The 20,463-nt window shown below is 33.6% G+C and carries 21 protein-coding genes; 18 read left to right on the top strand and 3 right to left on the bottom strand.

Translation table 11 applies throughout. The features are described from left to right. Positions 1-77: 77 nt before the first annotated feature. The 10 genes from deoC (at position 78) to GSY47_RS01670 (ending at position 8,220) form a co-directional block, all read left to right on the top strand. Positions 78-821, top strand: coding sequence for a deoxyribose-phosphate aldolase (deoC, locus tag GSY47_RS01715; RefSeq protein ID WP_179001639.1), 744 nt, complete (start codon positions 78-80; stop codon positions 819-821). A gap of 19 nt (positions 822-840) precedes the next feature. Next, on the top strand, positions 841-2,964 hold the full coding sequence (locus GSY47_RS01710) for an energy transducer TonB (protein ID WP_179001637.1): 2,124 nt from the start codon (positions 841-843) through the stop codon (positions 2,962-2,964). 156 nt (positions 2,965-3,120) lie between these two features. Next, complete coding sequence (gene cyoE / locus GSY47_RS01705; protein WP_179001635.1) at positions 3,121-4,023, top strand: heme o synthase; 903 nt, start codon at positions 3,121-3,123, stop codon at positions 4,021-4,023. A 2-nt stretch (positions 4,024-4,025) separates the two neighbouring features. Further along, positions 4,026-4,613 carry a cytochrome c oxidase subunit 3 gene (locus tag GSY47_RS01700; protein WP_179001633.1) on the top strand — a complete coding sequence of 196 codons (588 nt, stop codon included), beginning with the start codon at positions 4,026-4,028 and terminating at the stop codon, positions 4,611-4,613. Positions 4,614-4,655: 42 nt separating this feature from the next. Next, the gene (locus GSY47_RS01695) at positions 4,656-5,639 is read left to right on the top strand and encodes a cytochrome c oxidase subunit 3 (RefSeq protein ID WP_179001631.1); all 984 of its coding nucleotides are present in this window, start codon (positions 4,656-4,658) and stop codon (positions 5,637-5,639) included. A gap of 19 nt (positions 5,640-5,658) precedes the next feature. Continuing rightward, on the top strand, positions 5,659-6,009 hold the full coding sequence (locus GSY47_RS01690) for a cytochrome C oxidase subunit IV family protein (protein WP_095927907.1): 351 nt from the start codon (positions 5,659-5,661) through the stop codon (positions 6,007-6,009). A 78-nt stretch (positions 6,010-6,087) separates the two neighbouring features. Then, entirely contained in the window at positions 6,088-6,729 is a 642-nt protein-coding gene (locus GSY47_RS01685) for a hypothetical protein (RefSeq protein ID WP_179001629.1), read from the top strand. A gap of 12 nt (positions 6,730-6,741) precedes the next feature. Next, positions 6,742-7,428 (top strand): SCO family protein, encoded by a 687-nt coding sequence (locus tag GSY47_RS01680; protein WP_179001627.1) that lies wholly within the window; start codon positions 6,742-6,744, stop codon positions 7,426-7,428. Positions 7,429-7,430: 2 nt separating this feature from the next. Further along, positions 7,431-7,973: a DUF420 domain-containing protein gene (locus tag GSY47_RS01675; RefSeq protein WP_179001625.1), complete on the top strand. Its 543-nt coding sequence runs from the start codon at positions 7,431-7,433 to the stop codon at positions 7,971-7,973. Next, on the top strand, positions 7,963-8,220 hold the full coding sequence (locus GSY47_RS01670; RefSeq protein ID WP_179001623.1) for a hypothetical protein: 258 nt from the start codon (positions 7,963-7,965) through the stop codon (positions 8,218-8,220). Before GSY47_RS01675 ends, GSY47_RS01670 begins: the two co-directional genes overlap by 11 nt. Before the next feature lie 22 nt (positions 8,221-8,242). On the opposite strand, the gene GSY47_RS01665 is transcribed toward GSY47_RS01670, so the two are convergent. Then, the gene (locus GSY47_RS01665; RefSeq protein ID WP_179001621.1) at positions 8,243-9,649 is read right to left on the bottom strand and encodes a DUF4403 family protein; all 1,407 of its coding nucleotides are present in this window, start codon (positions 9,647-9,649) and stop codon (positions 8,243-8,245) included. A gap of 176 nt (positions 9,650-9,825) precedes the next feature. Here GSY47_RS01665 and GSY47_RS01660 point away from each other — a divergent pair, with 176 nt between their 5' ends. From GSY47_RS01660 to tsaB, 7 genes are all read left to right on the top strand, one after another. Next, positions 9,826-10,527: an ABC transporter ATP-binding protein gene (locus GSY47_RS01660; RefSeq protein WP_179001619.1), complete on the top strand. Its 702-nt coding sequence runs from the start codon at positions 9,826-9,828 to the stop codon at positions 10,525-10,527. Further along, the gene (locus GSY47_RS01655; RefSeq protein ID WP_179001617.1) at positions 10,520-11,764 is read left to right on the top strand and encodes an ABC transporter permease; all 1,245 of its coding nucleotides are present in this window, start codon (positions 10,520-10,522) and stop codon (positions 11,762-11,764) included. The genes GSY47_RS01660 and GSY47_RS01655 overlap by 8 nt, the downstream gene beginning before the upstream one ends. A 2-nt stretch (positions 11,765-11,766) precedes the next feature. Beyond that, complete coding sequence (locus GSY47_RS01650; RefSeq protein WP_179001615.1) at positions 11,767-13,032, top strand: ABC transporter permease; 1,266 nt, start codon at positions 11,767-11,769, stop codon at positions 13,030-13,032. Between the two features lie 37 nt (positions 13,033-13,069). Then, on the top strand, positions 13,070-14,185 hold the full coding sequence (locus GSY47_RS01645; protein WP_179001613.1) for an efflux RND transporter periplasmic adaptor subunit: 1,116 nt from the start codon (positions 13,070-13,072) through the stop codon (positions 14,183-14,185). 86 nt (positions 14,186-14,271) lie between these two features. After that, on the top strand, positions 14,272-15,723 hold the full coding sequence (locus tag GSY47_RS01640; protein ID WP_179001611.1) for a TolC family protein: 1,452 nt from the start codon (positions 14,272-14,274) through the stop codon (positions 15,721-15,723). A 6-nt stretch (positions 15,724-15,729) separates the two neighbouring features. Then, positions 15,730-17,022: an efflux RND transporter periplasmic adaptor subunit gene (locus GSY47_RS01635; protein ID WP_179001609.1), complete on the top strand. Its 1,293-nt coding sequence runs from the start codon at positions 15,730-15,732 to the stop codon at positions 17,020-17,022. 98 nt (positions 17,023-17,120) lie between these two features. Continuing rightward, positions 17,121-17,795 (top strand): tRNA (adenosine(37)-N6)-threonylcarbamoyltransferase complex dimerization subunit type 1 TsaB, encoded by a 675-nt coding sequence (gene tsaB / locus GSY47_RS01630; protein WP_179001598.1) that lies wholly within the window; start codon positions 17,121-17,123, stop codon positions 17,793-17,795. A gap of 2 nt (positions 17,796-17,797) precedes the next feature. Here tsaB and GSY47_RS01625 read toward each other — a convergent pair whose 3' ends face one another. Both GSY47_RS01625 and GSY47_RS01620 read right to left on the bottom strand, forming a co-directional pair. After that, entirely contained in the window at positions 17,798-18,610 is an 813-nt protein-coding gene (locus GSY47_RS01625) for a mechanosensitive ion channel family protein (RefSeq protein ID WP_179001596.1), read from the bottom strand. 86 nt (positions 18,611-18,696) lie between these two features. Further along, entirely contained in the window at positions 18,697-19,104 is a 408-nt protein-coding gene (locus GSY47_RS01620; protein ID WP_179001594.1) for a YtxH domain-containing protein, read from the bottom strand. Between the two features lie 274 nt (positions 19,105-19,378). Here GSY47_RS01620 and GSY47_RS01615 point away from each other — a divergent pair. Continuing rightward, positions 19,379-20,463, top strand: a 1,085-nt coding sequence (locus tag GSY47_RS01615; protein WP_219071080.1) for a contractile injection system protein, VgrG/Pvc8 family, incomplete at its 3' end; no start/stop codon positions are given.

Below are 20,463 nucleotides of genomic sequence, written 5' to 3'. Positions count from 1 at the left end.
AAATCAAAGTTTTAAAAGACTGTTTTTTATCAATATAAAATGTACTTTTGTGCTGGTTTTCTGCAACTTTAATCCTTATGAATGTAAAGCAATATTTAGATTCCACTTATTTAAAAACTGCCTCGCAAGCTGGTCTTTCGGAAGTAGAAAATACTATTGTGGTAAAAAATACAATTGCCGAAGCTATTCAAGAGGGATTTAAGTTAATCATGATTCGTCCAGAATACGTTTCTTTAGCTAAAGAAATGATTTTAGAAGCCAATTCGGTTTTATTGGTTGGAACTGTAATTGATTTTCCGGAAGGAAAGTCAAGTCTGGAAACGAAAATTAAGGAAGCTAATGAAGCAATTGCAAATGGAGCCGACGATCTAGATTTTGTATGCGATTACGAAGCTTTCAAAAATGGGGAAATAGATTTAGTAAAAAAAGAAATCTTGATAGGAACTCAGATAGGTTTAGCCAATAATAAAACAGTAAAATGGATTATAGAAGTTGCAGCTTTAACAGATAAAGAGATTATTCAATTGTCTGCTTTAATCAAAAACGTTGTCGTTTCTCATTTTAATGAGGAAGACTTTAGTTCTGTTTTTGTAAAATCTTCTACAGGTTTTTATAAAACGGAAGACAATCTTCCTAATGGAGCGACAATTCCAACCATAATTATAATGCTCGAAAATGCTTCACCATTACCAGTAAAAGCAGCTGGAGGTGTTCGTTCGTTTGAAGAAGCATCAGAAATGATTCGTTTAGGAGTCAAACGAATTGGAACTTCAGCAGCGAAAGCCATTGCTAATGGAGAAATTTCCCCAAATCAATATTAAACAAATACCAATATTTTAAGTGAATAAGTTTTTTTTGTCCCTTGTTTTTATTTTTTCATTTTTCATTGTTTCGGCACAGCAAAATGGTAATAACTCAATTCAGCCTGGTTTTGCAGCAGAAATGTTTCCTGTTTTTCCAAACTGCGAAAATTTAGATGGCAAAAAACTAGAAAATTGTTTTTATAAAGAAGTTCAGGATTTTGTATTTGCTAATTTTCAAGTTCCTGAAAATTTGAAACAAAATAATTACAAAGGACAAGTAAAAGTGCTTTTTGAGGTAAATGCCGAAGGAGAATTTAAAGTAATTTATGTTTCGGCAGTAAATGAAGAATTGTCTGAAGAATCAAAACGTGTATTTGGGAAATTCCCAAAAATAAAACCGTCTACTTATAACGGAAAAGCAACTTATTCAAAATATACCATATCAATTGATATTCCGCTTAAGAGTTCAACACAGCTTGCAGCAGAAGCTTTGGCAGCAGGCGAAATTTTAAAACCAATCGAAAAACCAATGACAGAGCTGGATAGTATTGTCTATAAAAAATACAATAATCCAGAATTCGAAAGTCATTTGAATATTCCTTTTTCGCATAGTTATTATGCACAGTTTGATGCAGCAATGAATCAGGTTGGAAGTAACAATCACACGGCTTCTAAACCTTATACATACACCGAGGTTTCAAAGTATTATAATTTAAAAGCGGTTAATCAATCCTTGCAAAAGAATGTTTCATCTTGGCTGGGAAGAAAATGGTGGAACGAAAATATGGTTCAGATTCAAGGAGAAGATTATTGGTTTTCTTTGAATCCAATTGTGGATTTACAGCTGGGAAAGGCTTCGGATAGTGATGCTTCTTATACTTATGTAAATACGAGGGCCTTAAATTTTAGAGGAGGTTTGGGAAAACAAATCAATTTTACTACTACATTTTTTGAAAGCCAGGGGAGGTTTGCAGGTTATTTTAATGATTATGCAGAATCGATTAAACCGTCGGGAGGAAATCCAGCAATCATTCCAGGAGTTGGAATTGCGAAAAGATTTAAAACTGATGCGTACGATTTCCCTTTGGCGGATGCCAATATTACTTTTGCACCAAGTAAAATTTTTGATTTGCAGTTAGGCTATGGCCGAAATTTTATTGGAGATGGTTACCGTTCACTTTTGGAAGGAGATGGAGCAAGTCCGTATCCTTATTTTAAAATCAATACTAATTTCTGGAAAATAAAATATACCAATACCTATATGTGGATGAAAGATGTTCGTCCAGAAGTAACAGAAGAAAGAACATACGCTACCAAGTTTATGGCAAATCATTATTTGAGCTGGAATGTTTCGAATAGATTAAACTTAGGTTTCTTTGAGTCTGTAGTTTGGACCGATTCGAACAACAGAGGTTTTGATATAAATTTTGTGAACCCTATTATTTTTTATCGTGCTGTAGAATTTGGTTCTTCATCAAGAAGTGGAAATGCACTTTTAGGAATCACTGGTAAATACAAATGGAATAATAGTATCAATTTATATTCTCAATTTTTGATTGATGAATTCTCTGTCTCTGATGTTGGGGCAGGAAACCAAAGCTGGAAAAATAAATTTGGTTTTCAATTAGGAGCAAAATATTTCAATGCTTTTGATGTGAAAGACTTATTGGTACAGGTTGAATTTAATCATGTTCGTCCTTACGTATATTCGCATAGCGCAGCTATCACAAACTACGGGCATAACAATCAAAGTGTTGGGCATCAATGGGGAGGTAATTTTAAAGAGTTAATTTTAATTGGACGCTACCATAAAGGTCGTTTGTTTGGAGACGCTAAATTCACAATAGGAACAAGAGGTTTAGATTTTGATACTGCTGAAGATTCGTATAATTATGGAGGTAACATATATAAAAGTTACGATGATAAGCGTCCTTATAATACAGGCGTAAAAGTAGGTCAGGGAAATAAAACGAGTGTCTTTATTGCCGATGTTCAAGGAGGTTATTTGATTAATCCAATGACGAATTTAAAATTATTTGGTAGTTTGATCTATCGCAATTTTGATCCAACACAGGAAACAGCAACAACTTTTAAGCAAAGTACAACGTGGTTTAGCATCGGATTGCGTTCAGATATTTTTAACTGGTATTTTGATTACTAGTTTTTAATAAGATTTTTCGAAATAATAGTGTTAAAGTATGGCGAGTTCTTAATTTGTAAAGGTTTTATTGAAAAAAATCTATTTTTATAGGTCTAAATTCTACAATCTAATTTGTACATTTGCAGCACTCAAAAAAATACACAAACAACAACAGTATTGAACGCTTCGAAAAATACATTATCACTCAAATCAATATTTCTAGATTTTAAAGAGATTACTAAGGCTGGTTTAGCCATCAGTGTTTTGTTCTCATCTATTGCAGGATATTTATTAGGAGTTGATTCAGATCATCCTTTTAAATGGAGTGTTTTGCTGGTTTTGTCTATTGGAGGATACTGTATGGTTGGAGCTTCAAATGCTTTCAATCAAGTAATTGAGAAAGATATTGATTCTTTAATGGATCGTACCAAAAACCGTCCCGTTCCTTCTGGGCGTATGTCTCCAAAAGTGGCATTATTGGTAGCAAGTCTTTTGACCATTTTAGGAATTGCACTTCTTTATACAATCAATGCAAAGTCGGCAATGTTTGCTGCGATTTCGATATTTCTTTATACCAGTATTTATACGCCATTAAAGACAGTTACTTCGTTATCTGTTTTTGTCGGGGCTTTTCCTGGAGCAATTCCGTTTATGTTAGGGTGGGTTGCGGCTACAGGAGAATTTGGTATAGAAGCAGGAACTCTGTTTTTAATTCAGTTTTTCTGGCAGTTTCCTCATTTCTGGTCTATTGGATGGTTTTTGTATGAAGATTACGAGAAAGCAGGGATCTTTATGCTTCCAACAGGAAAGAAAGATAATGGAACTGCATTGCAGATTATTTTGTATACAGTTTGGCTTATAATAGCATCATTACTTCCAGTTTTAGGTTTTACAGGACAATTATTCATTTCTCCAATAGCAGCGGTTTTAGTGTTTCTTTTAGGAATCTGGATGCTTTTTTATGCAGTCCGTTTGTATAAATTAAGAACTGCAAAAGCAGCTAGAACTTTAATGCTGGTAAGTGTGTCTTATATTTCGCTGTTGCAGATTGTATTTATAGTAGATAAATTTTTAAGATAGTTATGGAAATGACAATGAAAATAAACGAAGAACAAGAAAGAAAGTCAAAATCGGCTAAACTGATATTGCTTTTTGCTATGGTTAGTATGACCATGATGTTCGCAGGATTAACAAGTGCATTTGTGGTAAGCAAGTCTAGAGCTGATTGGTTGAAAGATTTTCAAATTCCAGCAGCATTTTATTATAGTACAGCGGTTATCATTGGTTGCAGTGTTGCTTTTTATTTTGCAAAGAAAGCAATTCAAAAAGACAATAGAAGTGCTGCTTCTGCGTTTCTTTTAGGGACTTTGGTTTTAGGAGTTCTATTTGTTGTTTTACAATTTATAGGTTTTGGACAAATCATCGAAAGCGGTTATTATATGACGGGACAAGGTAGCTCAATTACTACAACTTTCCTTTATGTTATCGCTCTAATGCACTTATTGCACGTTGCAGGAGGATTAATTTCACTTTTAATTATAATTTATAATCATTTTAAACAAAAATACAATTCGACTCAAACTCTTGGGATAGAGCTAGGTGCGATGTATTGGCACTTTTTGGATTTATTATGGGTATTATTATTTTTATTTTTATATTTCTTTAAATAAGAAAAAAACGTAAATTTGGGAACTTTTTAACGAATATCTTTTATGGGAGCGACAGTTACTACTGCAAACAACGACGAAAAAACTTGGGGAGGCGGTCACAATGAGCCTTTAGGAGCAAGTTATGGTAAAATGATGATGTGGTTTTTTATCGTATCAGATGCCTTAACATTCTCTGGATTTCTAGGAGCTTATGGTTTTTCTAGATTTAAATTTATTGAAACTTGGCCTTTGGCTGACGAAGTGTTTACTCACTTCCCATTTATGCATGGTGTTGCGGCTCCAATGTATTATGTAGCATTAATGACTTTTATTTTGATCTTTTCTTCTGTAACAATGGTTTTAGCTGTTGATGCAGGTCATCAATTGAAAAAGACAAAAGTTGCAATTTATATGTTCTTAACTATTATTGGAGGTCTTATTTTCGTTGGTTCTCAAGCTTGGGAATGGAAAAACTTCATTAAAGGAGAATATGGTGCAGTTGAAACAGTTGGAGGTAGTTTACTTCAATTCGTGGATAAAGATGGTAAAAGAGTAGCTTTGGCTGATTTTGCTGTTAAATTGCCAGAGCAAAGAGAAGCTTTAACAAGAAGCCACTCAACTTGGTTTATGGAAGATGCTGAATCTCAACCAAGCTTTACTGTTGCTGAAGTTCAAGCTGGATTTAAAGCACACCCAGAAATTTTAATTAGAACAGAAAAACTTACTGATAAAAAGAAAAAAACAGTTTTATCAAGAGAAGAATCTGAGAAACATTTAGCAAGTGCTAAATACGTAGTAGAAGGAGCTAATTTAATTAGAAATGAGTACGGTAATAAATTATTTGCTGATTTCTTCTTCTTTATTACAGGTTTCCACGGATTTCACGTATTCTCTGGAGTTATCATCAATATCATCATTTTCTTTAATGTATTATTGGGTACTTACGAGAAAAGAAGAAGCTACGAAATGGTTGAGAAAGTTGGTTTATACTGGCACTTCGTAGATTTAGTTTGGGTATTTGTATTTACAGTATTCTACTTAGTTTAATTTTTAGAATTTAATTATTATGTCACACGAGCACGTATCAAATACAAAAAGAATCTGGTTTGTTTTCGCATTACTTTCAGTAGTAACTACAGTAGAAGTTATTTTGGGTATCTACAAACCTGCATCATTAGAATTCACGCATTTTATCGGTTTGAATTTGTTAAACTGGATTTTCTACATCCTTACAATTTTCAAAGCATATTATATTGTATGGGCATTTATGCACATGGAAGGTGAAAAAAGCAGCCTTAGATGGTCTGTTGTTTCTCCTGTTATCTTCCTAGTTTTATATTTATTGTTTATTCTGTTAACAGAAGGACATTATATTTATGGGGTTTTTAAAGATTCTACTATTAAATGGAATTTTTAACATGATATTAATTCGAAAAGAGTCCCGATAACATCGGGATTTTTTTATTTTTGTACCTCAATAATTTCCGTTAATACAATGAAAAAAAATATAGTTCTCTTTGTACTTTTTGTTCTACCAATTGTAGCTTATTTATTTTTTGCTTCTGGTGTAAATAGTTTTACAACTCTTCCTGTAATAACACCAAAAGTGGCCGATTTTGGAAATTGGAAATCATTAAACGGAAAGAAAGTTTCTCTAGATAAAAAAATTACAGTACTTGGTTTTTCAGGTTCAAATATTCTGGACAATAGAGGAAATTATTTTAATTTAAATGAAAAGATCTACAAACGATATAATGGTTTTGAAGATCTTCAGTTTGTAGTTTTATGCCCGCTCGGGACTGAAAAAGAAGCGCAGAAAATTGTGGATGCTTTATCTCCTTTTACAGATGTGAAAAACTGGAATTTTGTTTTTGCATCAAATGAAGAAATTCAGCAGTTTTATGATCAGCTTCATCTAAAAGGAAAACTAAATCAAAATCTTGGAACTTCAAACGTTTATATAGTAGATAAAGAACGCAATCTAAGAGGAAGAAAAGATAAGGACGAGTATAAGGAAGGATATGATACTTTTCATCCTTCAGAATTAAGCAATGAAATGCTGGATGATTTTAAAATCATTTTATACGAATACCGCGCCGCTTTAAAGAAAAATCATAACGCTACAAAGCAACTTTAATAATCATTTATAATGTTCAAAAATAAATCATATATAGGAATCTCCTTTATCATTTTGATTTTTGGGATTTATGCTATTCCAAAAATTGTAGATCGAGTAAGTAACGGAGATGTTGTAAAAGGAAACCGTTTAGATAATGTTGAAGCGAAATCTTCAAAAGAAGCAAAACTTTTAACAATTGGTCCAGCTCCAAAGTTTGAATTAACGAATCAAGATAATGTAAAAGTTTCAAATGAAACTTACAAAGGGAAAGTGTATGTATTGGAGTTTTTCTTTACAACATGTCCTTCGATTTGCCCGAAAATGAATATGAGTATGCTGGAAATTGAAAAGACATTTTTCGGAAATCCTAATTTTGGAATCGTTTCGATTACAATTGATCCGAATCATGATACACCGCAAGTTTTAAAAGATCATGCTAAATTATTAGGGGTAAAATCGTCAAACTGGAATTTCTTAACTGGAGATAAAAACGTGATTATGGATTTATCGAATAAAGGTTTTAATCTTTATGCAGGACAAAATGATAAAGTGAGTGGCGGTTTTGAGCATTCTGGACTATTTGCTTTGATCGATAAAGACGGAAATATTCGATGCAGAAAAGATGAATTTGGAAATCCGACTATTTATTATGATGGTTTAGATAAAAAAGGAGTTCGTGATATTCAACAAGACATTAAAATTTTATTAGAAGAATAAAAATGGAAGACAATACTTTAGAAAAAAAATACAGCAAACTTATTATTGCAGTTTCAATTATCATTCCGGTTGTAGTAGCGATTTTGTTTGGAGTTAAGTTAAAAGATTTTGGTTTTAATGTCGAGCCTTTATCTTTTTTACCTCCAATTTATGCAACAACAAATGGTATTACTGCTGTTGTTTTAGTTTGGGCTGTTTTAGCAATTAAAAAAGGAAACCAAAAATTACACGAAAGATTAATGACTTTTGCTATTGCGTTGTCGGTTGCATTTTTAGTTATGTATGTTGCATATCACATGACTTCGGATTCTACAAAATATGGAGGAGAGGGAGCTTTACGTTATGTTTATTTCTTTATTCTTGTAACTCATATTTTATTGTCAATTGCTATTATTCCATTGGTGCTTATTACCTATGTTAGAGCACTTGCAAAACGTTTTGACAGACATAGAAAAATTGCTAAAATAACGTTTCCACTTTGGTTATACGTTGCAGTAACAGGAGTCGTAGTTTACTTAATGATTTCACCATATTATGTACATTAAAAATAAAAGCCAAAAAACAAATTCCAAAATCCAAACCTTGCTATTTGGAATTTGTTTTTTCCTAATTGGAATTTCGGCGCAAGCCCAATGTGCTATGTGTCGTGCCGCTTTATCGGGAGATTCTAACACCAAAAAAGCAGAAGCAGTAAATGATGGAATTGTTTACTTGATGGTTATTCCGTATTTACTGGTAATCATAATTGGCTATTTGATTTATCGAATGTATAAAAAGAAAAAAGCAGTGTAATTTTACACTGCTTTTTTGTTTATTACTTCAATCCGTTGACCGAAACATTAACCGTACCATTTATCTTTATAAAAGCGATAATTGCTTGATTGGTGAGTTGGATTTTGTCAAACTGAATATCTTCCATTTTTCCATTTACAAATACACCTGGCATCGGAGAATAATTTTTCAAGTAGCCTGCCATACTCTTTTTACCTTCTTCTAAATTGGGTTGAATTGAATAACGACAACTTTCTTCCATTTTTCTTAGAATGTATCCTTGTCCGAGCCAGCTTGCAGTTCGCATCAATCTACTTTTCGTGTCTAATACATAATCTAATTTCTCAAAGTAAATTTCTTTTGTCTGAGCATTGTATGATGGAAAACCATTTAGATAGAGTGTTCCGTTGATATATCCTAAAACATCTAGAGCAATAATCATTTTGCCTTCCTTATGCCAGATGGAAACGTTTTTCACGGTTATTTTTTTGCTTCCGGAACCAAATTCTTGTCCAGCAAAATTCTTCGTCATGATTTTCGAAGCATCTACGTAGCTTGAAATCGCTGCAATATTTGCGGAAATTTGATTTGGAATCTTAGTAACTGGCTTTAATGTAATTTTGTTAGCGTTAAACTTTGATTCAGGCTGTTTGCCAACAATGGTTTCCATGTTGCATTTCATTCCCATATCCAATAAAAACGAATCGTTTTTAAGTTTGGCGTTTGTAGAGTAGATTTCGATGGGAACAATTCGAAGCCAGCTTTCATAAGTATCACTCATTTGGAATGGTGTACATATTTTTTCAACTGCCTGAAGAACATTTGGTTTAAAATCCATTGACTGCTCAATAGCTTCATCGATTGTCTTTTCAAGTTTTCCTTTAAAAATAGAAATAGCCGGATTTATTAAATAAGTAATCGGCATATTTTTACCAAAAACGGTCATTGTAGGGCTTTCACTCCAATTAAGCGATTTGAACTCGGTTTTTGTGGTCAGTTTCCAGTTTGTTAAGGCTGTTTCACTGGATAATGTGATAGTTCCGTTTAGATTAAATTCACGAACATCATATAATTCGACACCCAGTTTTTTAGTGCCAATACGATATTTGATATTTGCTTTAAGCGGTAAAATAGTTTTTATTTTTTTGTTTGGATTGGCTGGATCGTTTTGAATTTTGATGGGGGCCTGTTTCCAGATTTTTATTTGAATATCGTCATCTTCGATGTTGTTGTCTTCGTAAATTAATCCGTTTAAAAAGGTATTTGTTTGGTTTTCGATATCACTTAACTTGATTGTAATCGGTAAGTTGATGAATGAAGGGCTGCTGTCGTAAACTAACGGACTAGCATCATCTGGTTCTGGTTTTAGGGTTTCTAATTTTTGAGCGGTAGAACAGCCTGTAAGTATTGCAAGGGCTGTAAACATTGAAATAATCGAAGTTAGTTTCATTAAGGTAGGTTTTAAAAACGTCGTAAAATTACGAAAACAATCATATTTTATTAAAAAAGTGTAACAATTGCTAAAGTTTGAAGTCTAATACAAAATAGGTAACAAAATTATTAACTTTTTATTATCATAAATTACTTAATAAAAATGTTATTATTGTCTAAAAATTTAACAATACCATGATCGAAATTAAAGATTTGCACAAGTCCTACAAGATGGGAAGTTCAGAATTACACGTACTAAAAGGTATTAATTTTAATATTGAAGAAGGTGAATTAGTTGCGATCATGGGATCATCTGGTTCAGGTAAATCTACACTCCTTAATATTTTAGGTATTCTAGATGAAGCCGATTCTGGAAGTTATATTTTGGATAAAACTCCAATCAAAAAATTAAACGAAACCCTTGCTTCAAAATATAGAAACAAATTCTTAGGGTTTGTTTTTCAGTCTTTTAATTTGATTAATTACAAAACAGCACTTGATAATGTTGCAATGCCTTTGTATTATCAGGGAGTTAAAAGAAAAGAACGCTATGATATTGCGATGAAGTACTTAGAAAAAGTAGGGTTGGGATCTCACTCTCATCACTTGCCAAATGAACTTTCTGGAGGGCAGAAACAACGTGTGGCGATTGCAAGAGCATTAGCTTCAAATCCAAAAGTTTTATTGGCCGATGAGCCTACAGGAGCATTGGATACTAAAACTTCTTATGAGGTAATGGAATTGATTCAAGGTATTAATGATGAAGGTAAAACAATTTTGATTGTTACCCACGAACCTGATATTGCCGCCATGTGCAAAAGAAACGTAGTCCTAAAAGATGGATTAATTATCGATGATAAAAAAGTAGAACAAGTTAGAGCTTCGTCTTATGTTTAATATTGAACGCTGGCAGGAAATATTTGAAGCCATTTCGAAAAACCGTTTGAGAACATTCTTGACAGGAATTTCGGTAGCTTCGGGAATTTTCATTTTGGTCATTTTATTGGGTGCAGGTAAAGGACTTCAAAATGGAATTGAAAAACAATTTGAACGTGATGCAGCAGGAATTATTGAAGTTTGGTCTGGAACAACTACAAAAGAGTATAAAGGATTAAACCCAGGAAGACGCGTTCAATTTAGAAATAGTGATTATAATCAATCGGTTCAAAAATTTGAAGATAAATTGGATTTACGTGCTTCAACAAATAATTATTGGGGGCAGTCTTTTGCGTATGGAAAAGAATCTGGAAATTATCAGTTTCGAGGTGTTGATCCAGATTATGGCGGGATAGAAAACCTTACTATTGTTCAAGGACGTTATATAAATGCTAAAGATCTTGAAAGTAATGCAAAAGTGGCTGTTATTGGAATGAAATTGAAACAGGATCTTCTTAAAGATAAAGAGGCAATTGGAGAGGAAATTTTAATTAACAATATTAGCTTTAAAGTAGTTGGGGTTTTTACAGATCCCGGAGGAGAAAGAGAAGAAACCCGTGCTTATCTGCCATTAACTACTGTGCAAAAAACATTTGGTGGAGGAGATAAAATAAGTAATTTGTTTTTCACACTTAAAAAGACAGATAATTATGATGAGGCTTTAGCACAATCTGAAAAGTTTACGCAAGATTTAAAAGATTTACTAAAGAGTAAAAATATGGTTTCGCCCGAAGATGATAGCGGTGTGGGAGTATATAATTCGGTTAAAGATGCCAAGCAGTTTTATGATCTGAATTTATATATCAGGCTTTTTTTCTGGTGGGTTGGTATTTGTACAATCATAGCTGGGGTAGTTGGAGTAAGTAATATCATGCTTATTATAGTGAAAGAAAGAACAAAAGAAATTGGAATTAGAAAAGCACTTGGGGCATCGCCATTTTCAATTATTTCTATGATTCTTCACGAATCCATATTTATTACGACTATTGCGGGTTTTGTTGGATTATTGGCAAGTCTGCTTTTATTGGAGTTTGTTGGTCCAATGGTTCAGAGTGAATTTTTTAGAAACCCGGAAGTAGATTTTGGCGTAGCGTTGACAACCTTAATTTTGCTTGTATTCGCAGGTGCAATGGCAGGTTTTTTTCCTGCATATAGAGCCGCTAAAATCAAACCTATTGTAGCACTTAGAGACGAATAATTATGTTTAGTAGAGATAATTGGGACGAGATTTTACAGGCCTTAACAGCCAATGTGTTCAGAACTGTTCTGACCGCTTTTGGGGTGTTTTGGGGAATATTCATTTTGGTAATATTGCTGGCAGCAGGTAATGGACTAGAAAACGGTGTTAAGAAAGGTTTTGACGGAATTGCAACAAATACGATGTTTATGTGGAGTCAGAGTACGTCTAAAGCTTACAAAGGGTTGCCGAAAATACGCCGTTATGACTTTAGGAATAGTGATGTTGCAGCTTTAAAACAAGCAATACCGGATTTGTTATATGTTTCTCCAAGAAATCAGCTGGGAGATTTTAACGGAACTAATAATGTGGTAAGAGGAACGAAAACCTCGGCTTTTACAATTTATGGAGATTATCCTGAATTGATAAAACAACAGCCAATGGATATTATTAAAGGCCGTTTTGTAAATCAGCAGGATATTAATGAAAGAAGAAAAGTAGCTGTTATCGGGAAAGGGGTTATCAGTGAACTTTATGGAAAAGAGGAGGAGTCTGTTGGAACATACATAAAAATAAACGGAATAAATTTCATGGTTGTTGGAGTTTATGCTTCTAAACAGCAGGGAGGAAATGCAGAACAAGAACAGAAAAATATTTTCATTCCTTTTACTACTTTTCAACAAGCTTTTAATTATGGAGATAAAGTAGGGTGGATGGCGCTTACAGCAAAAGATGAGGCATCAATTACCGAGTTAAAGCCTAAAATTTTAGAAATTATCAAAGCACTACATTCTGTAAACCCAACAGACGAGAGAGCAGTTGGAAACTTCGATTTGTATGAACAGTTTAATAAAGTGCAGAGCTTATTTAATATTCTAAAGGTAATTGCTTATTTCGTAGGAACATTAGTCTTGATTTCTGGAGTAATAGGAATTTCTAATATTATGCTTATTGTGGTTAAAGAACGTACAAAAGAAATTGGAATCAGAAGAGCTTTAGGAGCAACACCTGGCGCTATTAGAAGTCAGATATTAACAGAGTCTATATTTTTAACGATTATTTCAGGGATGCTTGGAATAGCTGTGGCAACTGGAATTATTGCACTTTTAAACATGGCGCTCGATTCGATGCCTCCTGGCGGAAATACAATGTTTGCCAATCCAAGTGTAGATTTACGTGTCGTATTTGTGGCATTATTAATATTAGTGGGTTCTGGATTGCTTGCAGGTTTTATTCCGGCGCAGACAGCAATCAACGTGAAGCCTGTAGATGCATTAAGAACAGAATAAATTATCAATCAAAATAAATCGATTAAACCAAAAACAAATGAAAAAAGGAGTAACCGTAACCATTTTAATATTTATTGCGATCGTTTTCTTTGGCGCATTATACTATTTGTATGCTAAAAATCAAGAATCGCCGATTGTATTTAAAACGGAAAAAGCAGAAACCAAAACAATTGTAAAAAACACAATTGCGACTGGAAATATTCAGCCTGATGAAGAGGTATTAATCAAACCAAATATTTCGGGTATTATTGAAGAAGTGTATATCAAAGCGGGTGAAAAAATCAAAGCAGGAGATATGATCGCTAAAATCCGAGTGGTGGCAAACGTTTCGAATGTAAGTAATACGCAAAATCAAGTTCAGACAGCTAAAATTGCTTTGGATAATCAAGAAAGGTTATACAAAAGACAAAAAACATTGTTTGAAAAAGATGTAATTTCTGCAAATGATTTTGATGCTGCGCAAGTGGCATACAATCAAGCAAAACAGACATATCTTGCGGCTAAACAAAGTTTAGATATTGTAAAAACGGGAACAACAGCTTCTTTTGGAAGTTATGCCAATACTTTAATTCGTTCTACTGTAAACGGAATGGTTCTAGATGTTCCTGTAAAAGTGGGTAACCAAGTAATTGAAAGTAATAATTTTAATGAAGGAACAACAATTGCCAGCGTTGCCGATGTTGGAAGAATGATTTTCATTGGAAAAATTGATGAATCTGAAGTAGGGAAAATCAAAGAAAAAATGCCTATCGAGATTACAATTGGTGCTATCGAAAATAAAAAATTCGACGCTGTTTTAAATTATATTGCGCCAAAAGGAGTGACAGAAAATGGAGCAATCCAGTTTGAAATTAAAGCTCAGATGGTAAACAGAGACGATACTTTTATTCGTGCAGGTTTAAGTGCAAATGCTTCGATTATTTTGGAAAAAGCAGATAAAGTAATGGCAATTAAAGAATCATTGGTTCAATTTGACAAAAAAACACAAAAACCTTATGTTGAGATAGAAACTACTCCGCAAAAATTTCAAAGAAGAGATTTAGTTCTTGGAGTGAGTGACGGAATCTATGTTCAAATTAAAAGCGGTTTGAAAGCCACAGATAAGATAAAAATCTGGAATCAAGGCTTGATAAATGAAGGTGAAAAAAAATAATTTAATTTGAAGGTTTAGGGATTTTTTTGGTTTTAAAAAATGTTAAATTTGTGCAGTTCGGTTTACTGCGCTTTCATCAAAAGTATATGAAAATAAATAAATATAATAGTCTCGTTTTTGCAATGTTATTCGGTTTTGGACTAACTGGGCAAGCGCAATCAAAACAATGGACACTTGAAGAATGTGTGAGATACGCATTAGAAAATAATATTACAATCAAATTGACGGAGTTAGATGTAAAATCTGCTGCAATTGATAAAAAAGGAGCTATTGGTAATTATCTGCCATCTGTAAATGCCAATGCATCACACTCATGGAATATTGGTTTGAACCAGAATATTACAACTGGTTTACTTGAAAATCAAACAACACAATATTCATCTGTAGGAGCATCAGTTGGTGTAGATATTTATAAAGGACTTCAAAATCAAAACAATTTAAGAAGAGCCAATCTTTCTATTGTTGCTTCAAAATATCAACTATTAAAAATGCAGGAAGACATTTCTTTGAATGTTGCCAGCGCATTTTTACAGATTTTGTCTAATAAGGAAGATTTAAAAATCAAAAAAGAACAATTAGCTATTGATGAAAAACGTTTTGCTCGTTCTGAAGAAATGGTAAATGCTGGGACAATTCCGCGTGGAGATTTGTTTGATTTAAAAGCGACTGTTGCCACAGACAAACAAAACATTGCAGTTTCTGAAAATAATTTATTGATTTCGAGATTAAGTTTAGCACAGCTTTTACAATTAAAAGAATTTGCAGATTTTGATGTTGTGGATAATAACAATCTGGCAGACGAAAATAATATTTTGGCACAATCACCTATTGAGATTTATAACAAAGCAAAAGATATAAGAACAGAATTAAAATTGGCTCAGACTAATCTTGAAATTGCAGAGAAAAGTGTTGCAATAGCAAAAGGAGCTTATCAGCCAACATTAAGTGCTTTCTACAATTTTAATACAAGAGCAAGTTATTCTGATATTATTACTGGTTCAACTCCTAATACAACAAACCCAACATCTCAGATTGGATATGTTCAAGGAACCAATCAGGCAGTTTTGCAAAACAATTTTTCTCCTGTTTTAGGCAGTGCAGCACCTATATTAGATCAATTTAAAGATAATAAAGGGCAGTCTTTTGGATTGCAGCTTTCAGTTCCTATTTTTAATGGCTTTTCTGCAAGAAACAATGTAGAAAGAAATAAAGTAAGTTTAGAGAAATCTAAAATAGATTTAGAGCAAAAAAGTTTAGATTTGCAACGTAACGTTTATACCGCTTTTACGGATGCTAAAGCTGCTTTGAATACTTATGAAGCGTCTACTGTAACTTTAGAGGCAAGACAACAGGCTTATAATTTTGCCAAAGAAAAATATGAAGTTGGTTTGATGAATGCATTTGATTTCACTCAAGCTCAGACATTATTGACTACAGCACAGTCTAATGTTATTACAACAAAATACGATTACATGTTTAAAATTAAAATACTTGAATTTTATTTCGGAATTCCAATCGTTCCAATTATTACAAAATAATTCATTATGAAGAAAAAAACAGTTTATTTCTTATTAGGGGGAGCAGTAATACTTATTGTAGCTTTAATTGGTCTTTCAAAGGCCGGAGTGATAGGGAATAAAGATGAAGGAAAAGAAGTGGAAACCGCGAAAGTAACAGCTTCAACAATTGTTGAAACAGTTTCTGCAACAGGTAAAATTCAACCAGAAATAGAAGTTAAAATTGCCTCGATGGTTTCAGGTGAGATTATTTCGTTAAATGTAAAAGAAGGCCAAGTAGTAAAAAAAGGTGATTTATTAGTAAAAATAAATCCTGACTTGTATACTTCTGGGCTGGAAAGATCTGTAGCGAATTTAGCTGGGACAAAAGCCAGTTTAACGCAGTCTGATGCTAGTTATAAAGAAGCAAAATTAAATTATGATCGTAATAAAACTTTGTACGATAAAGGTGTTATCTCAAAATCAGATTGGGATAAAGCAGTTTCTACTTATGAAGTTGCAAAAGCTACAAAACAAAGTGCTTATTATAATGTTCAAAGTGCTTCGGCTTCGGTTACTGAAGCTAAAGACAATTTAGGACGTACCACAATATATTCTCCGGCAGATGGAACAATTTCTGTTCTGAATGTTGAATTAGGTGAAAGAGTTTTAGGAACACAACAAATGGCTGGTACCGAGCTTTTGCGTGTAGCCAACCTTAACAACATGGAAGTTGAAGTTGATGTGAATGAAAATGATATTGTTAAAATTAAAATTGGTGACGAAGCAAACGTAGAAGTGGATGCTTATCTAAAAAAGAAATTTAAAGGAGTTGTAACCAGTATTTCAAATTCTGCAAGTACAACTCTAACATCAGATCAAGTAACCAACTTTAAAGTTAAAGTTCGTATTTTAAAAGAATCATATTTGGATTTATTAGAAGGAAAACCAAGTGCATATTCTCCGTTTAGACCTGGAATGACTGCTACTGTAGATATTATTACTACTACTAAAACAAATGTATTGGCAGTGCCAATTAGTTCTGTTGTGGTAAAATCGGATACTACAGCGGTAAAAGAATTTAAAGTGGAAGATCCTAACGAAGATAAAAAAGCAGCTCCAAAAAGTGATAAAAAATTCGAATGTGTTTTTGTAAAAGTTGGAGACAAAGCTAAAATCAGAGTGATTAAAACAGGAATTCAGGACGATACTAATATTGAAGTAATGTCTGGTCTGAAATCTGGAGACGTGGTAATTACTGGGCCTTATACAACGGTTTCTAAAGAACTTAATTCTGGGGATAAAGTAAAGCTTAAAAAAGCGGAAGCTCCTAAGAAATAATATATTTTACAGGTCTCAGGCTGAGCGAAGTCGAAGCTGGAAAAGGCTTTGACTTCGCTTATTCTGATATTAATAACTAATAATTAAAATTAAATATTTTGTCTTTTATTCTCAACATCGAAACGGCTACTAAAAATTGTTCAGTATCTGTCGCAAAAGATGGTCAAACCATTGTTTGTAGTGAACTTGCAGAGGAAGGATATTCACACGCCGAAAAACTCCATGTTTTTATTGAAGAGGTAATCGCAAAAGCAGGTATTTCTGTTCAAGAACTAAATGCAATTGCAGTAAGCCAAGGACCAGGATCATACACTGGTTTAAGAATTGGTGTTTCGGCGGCAAAAGGTTTGTGTTATGCTTTAAACATTCCGTTGATAGGGGTTGATACGCTGCAGACTTTGGCTTCTCAAGCTGGCGTTATAGATGGAAAAATTGTTCCAATGTTGGATGCACGCCGAATGGAAGTTTACAGCGAAGTTTTTAATGCAGACTTAACTGTAGAAAGAGCCATTAAAGCTGAAATTATAGACGAAAATTCATTTCACGAATATACAGACAAGCTTTACTTTGTAGGCGATTGTGCCGAAAAATGCAAAGCTGTTTTAACTAAAGAAAACTTTGTGTTTTTAGAGGAAGTAAAATACCCTTCAGCACAAGCGATGAGTAAAATTAGTTTTGATAAGTATCAAAAAAGCGACACTGTAGATGTCGCTTATTTTGAACCTTATTATTTAAAAGATTTTATGATTACTGCTCCTTCTAAAAAAGAGTAAAATTATTTTTGTAAAGTATACGGTTGCACGGCAATTCCAGCTTGGTCTAGTGCAGCTTTGCAATTTTCTAATGTTTCAGTAAAAACAGCTCCATAATCAGCATTTTTAGCCCAAGGACGCACAGCAAAATCAACTGAACTAGCAGATAAGTTTTTTACAAAAACTTCTGGTGCAGGCTTTTTCAATACTTTTGGATTTTTGACTAAAACATCTAATAGAATTTCTTTTGCTTTCTTAATGTCTGAATCATAAGAAACAGCAAAAGTCAAATCGGCTCTTCTTTCTCCTTGCATCGAATAATTAATGATATTCCCGTTAGATAATGCTCCATTAGGAACAAATACTGTCTGATTGTTTGCTGTAATCATTTTAGTGACAAAAATCTGAATTTCAAGAACAGTTGCAATCACGCCTTGTGCTTCAATTGTATCTCCAACTTTAAAGGGCTTAAAAACGATAATAAGCATTCCGCCGGCAAAGTTAGAAAGTGACCCCTGCAATGATAAACCAACTGCAAGTCCCATTGCTCCTAAAATTGCTACGAATGAAGAAGTCTCAATTCCAAGGTTTGAAATAAAGGTTACGAATAATAAGATTCGTAAAGCCCATAACAATATATCGGCAAGAAATTTAGTAAGAGTTGGATCAAGATTTCTCTTCACCATTATTTTTCTAATAATTCGGTTTATTAGCTTGATGGCATATAAACCAACGAATAAAACTATAAATGCCGAAATTAATTTAGGCGAATAATCAATAAAAATATTAGTAAATCGAGTAATGTATTTACTGACTTGTTCTGGGTTAAGATTCATGATTTTTAAATAAAAAAACCTTCTCAAAAGAGAAGGCATATTAGTTGTGCAAATATAAAAATATTTACCTTATCTGAAAATAGGCATTATATCTTGTCTGCAGCTTCATCGCCAATTTCTTCTACTGCCGCAGCCGATTTTTCGCTTGGATCAACAACTGTTTCAGAAATTGTTTCGGTGGTTTCATGTGTTAGAGAAGATGTTTTTTCTTTAACAGTGTCAATGACATCGCTTATTGTGTCTGATGCTTTATCGGCATATTCGCTTACAGTTTCTTTTGCTTTCTCAGCATAATCTGCAGCTTTATCAATGATAGGCTCAGAAACTTCTTTTACTTTGTCAATAGCTTCTTCAGCAAAAGTTTCTGCTTTTTCAATATAAGGAGCAGCAGCTTCTTTAGCCTGCTCAAAAGTGGTTTCGGCATTATTTGCCAATTCTGTTACTGATTCTTTGGTTGAACCAAACAAGTTTTTAAAAAATGAAGATAATCCCATGGTTTTTAATTAATTGGTTATAAATACAATATTAATTAATTTTAGAGAATTACTCGTTTTTTTGATGGTAAATAATTGATAATTAATGTTTAAGTATAAAAAAAGCGTCTCAAAGAGACGCTTTGATTTTAAATATATTTTTAAGGATGCTTCCATTCTTTTTTCTTCACTAATAAAAAACATATTCTGTCATAATTATAGCTTTTAGAGGCTTTGTGATTGTTTTACTAAATATAAGTTTAAAACAATTGTAATTAACGAAAACCTATAAGCTATGAGTAAATTTTCAGAACAAGTCCATATTTCGATAAATACCTTCGACAAAAATGTTATTTATTACAATTTACATCTGGAACAGAAAATGGCCGACCACCATTATTTTTCTTTCGACTGGCAGTATACCGGTAAAACCATAATCGAACCCGAAGATCAGGCAAAAGCGATAAGCAGGTATGTGGGCAGTGAAGTGATTTTTACCTTCAAAGTCAACGGGATGAAGGTCATGTCCAAAGGAATCATTACAAAACTTGTTTCTGTAGATCTCCACGGAAGCCCTGCGGGACTTCGTGTTTTGGGAATAAGCCATACAGTGGTGCTAGACGACATGAAAAAATCAAGAATTTTTCTTGATAAAAGCCTGAAAGATATTGCCCTTGAGATTTTTGCCGAAGAAGGTTCCGGAGAATTCTACCAGCGTGAAGCCGTTGCGCCGACTTACACCAAAACGTTTTCATTTAAACCGCAGTACAACGAAAGCAGTTTTGATTTTATGAAAAGGCTTTCTGCCCGTTACGGACAATGGTTTTATTTTGACGGAATGCGCATGCAGTTCGGCCAGACAAAAGCCAGCAAAGTAGTGCTCATTAACGGTTCGTCCCTGCATAATTATACCATTGAAGCCAGTTTGTTTTCGCATAAAACCTCGTTTGGAGGTTATGATTATAAAAACGCAGGCATTATAAGAAATTCTGCAGCAAAAGCGCAAGGAGGAAGCGGAGACCGTTTTGCTGTTTCAATGGGATGGAATCAGGAATCCATTGCGGCGCAGGATTTAAGCGTTGGAGCCTACACCAATAATGCGCAGAACAAGGAAGAAATAGACGAAATGGTCAGGCTACAGACAGCAGGAAGGGATGCCAACAGTGTTTTCTACAGTGGAACCTCTTATTTCCCTATCGGTGTGGGAGAAGTTTTTACGATTCAAAACAAAACGGTGGAGCACAAATTAGTTGCTGTGGAAGTTACGCATCTCTCCAATACCAACGGCAATTACAGCTGTAAGTTTAAAGCCATCCCTTCTGATGTTGCGGCACCGCATTACACCAATGTCGAAGCCTTTGCGCTGGCAGACAGCCAGCC

Origin of the sequence: Flavobacterium quisquiliarum, assembly GCF_019308285.1 — a bacterium.
GTDB classification, from domain to species: domain Bacteria; phylum Bacteroidota; class Bacteroidia; order Flavobacteriales; family Flavobacteriaceae; genus Flavobacterium; species Flavobacterium quisquiliarum.
The sequence above is the reverse complement of the archived record's forward strand: the minus strand, read 5'-3'. Positions and strand labels throughout refer to the sequence as shown.

What these genes read in the sequence shown, in the direction of transcription:
- deoC (WP_179001639.1), top strand. Translation starts at nt 78, where the DNA reads ATGAATGTAAAGCAATATTTAGATTCCACTTATTTAAAAACTGCCTCG.
- GSY47_RS01700 (WP_179001633.1), top strand. Translation starts at nt 4,026, where the DNA reads ATGGAAATGACAATGAAAATAAACGAAGAACAAGAAAGAAAGTCAAAA.
- GSY47_RS01695 (WP_179001631.1), top strand. Translation starts at nt 4,656, where the DNA reads ATGGGAGCGACAGTTACTACTGCAAACAACGACGAAAAAACTTGGGGA.
- GSY47_RS01690 (WP_095927907.1), top strand. Translation starts at nt 5,659, where the DNA reads ATGTCACACGAGCACGTATCAAATACAAAAAGAATCTGGTTTGTTTTC.
- GSY47_RS01685 (WP_179001629.1), top strand. Translation starts at nt 6,088, where the DNA reads ATGAAAAAAAATATAGTTCTCTTTGTACTTTTTGTTCTACCAATTGTA.
- GSY47_RS01680 (WP_179001627.1), top strand. Translation starts at nt 6,742, where the DNA reads ATGTTCAAAAATAAATCATATATAGGAATCTCCTTTATCATTTTGATT.
- GSY47_RS01675 (WP_179001625.1), top strand. Translation starts at nt 7,431, where the DNA reads ATGGAAGACAATACTTTAGAAAAAAAATACAGCAAACTTATTATTGCA.
- GSY47_RS01670 (WP_179001623.1), top strand. Translation starts at nt 7,963, where the DNA reads ATGTACATTAAAAATAAAAGCCAAAAAACAAATTCCAAAATCCAAACC.
- GSY47_RS01665 (WP_179001621.1), bottom strand. Translation starts at nt 9,649, where the DNA reads ATGAAACTAACTTCGATTATTTCAATGTTTACAGCCCTTGCAATACTT.
- GSY47_RS01660 (WP_179001619.1), top strand. Translation starts at nt 9,826, where the DNA reads ATGATCGAAATTAAAGATTTGCACAAGTCCTACAAGATGGGAAGTTCA.
- GSY47_RS01655 (WP_179001617.1), top strand. Translation starts at nt 10,520, where the DNA reads ATGTTTAATATTGAACGCTGGCAGGAAATATTTGAAGCCATTTCGAAA.
- GSY47_RS01650 (WP_179001615.1), top strand. Translation starts at nt 11,767, where the DNA reads ATGTTTAGTAGAGATAATTGGGACGAGATTTTACAGGCCTTAACAGCC.
- GSY47_RS01645 (WP_179001613.1), top strand. Translation starts at nt 13,070, where the DNA reads ATGAAAAAAGGAGTAACCGTAACCATTTTAATATTTATTGCGATCGTT.
- GSY47_RS01640 (WP_179001611.1), top strand. Translation starts at nt 14,272, where the DNA reads ATGAAAATAAATAAATATAATAGTCTCGTTTTTGCAATGTTATTCGGT.
- GSY47_RS01635 (WP_179001609.1), top strand. Translation starts at nt 15,730, where the DNA reads ATGAAGAAAAAAACAGTTTATTTCTTATTAGGGGGAGCAGTAATACTT.
- GSY47_RS01625 (WP_179001596.1), bottom strand. Translation starts at nt 18,610, where the DNA reads ATGAATCTTAACCCAGAACAAGTCAGTAAATACATTACTCGATTTACT.
- GSY47_RS01620 (WP_179001594.1), bottom strand. Translation starts at nt 19,104, where the DNA reads ATGGGATTATCTTCATTTTTTAAAAACTTGTTTGGTTCAACCAAAGAA.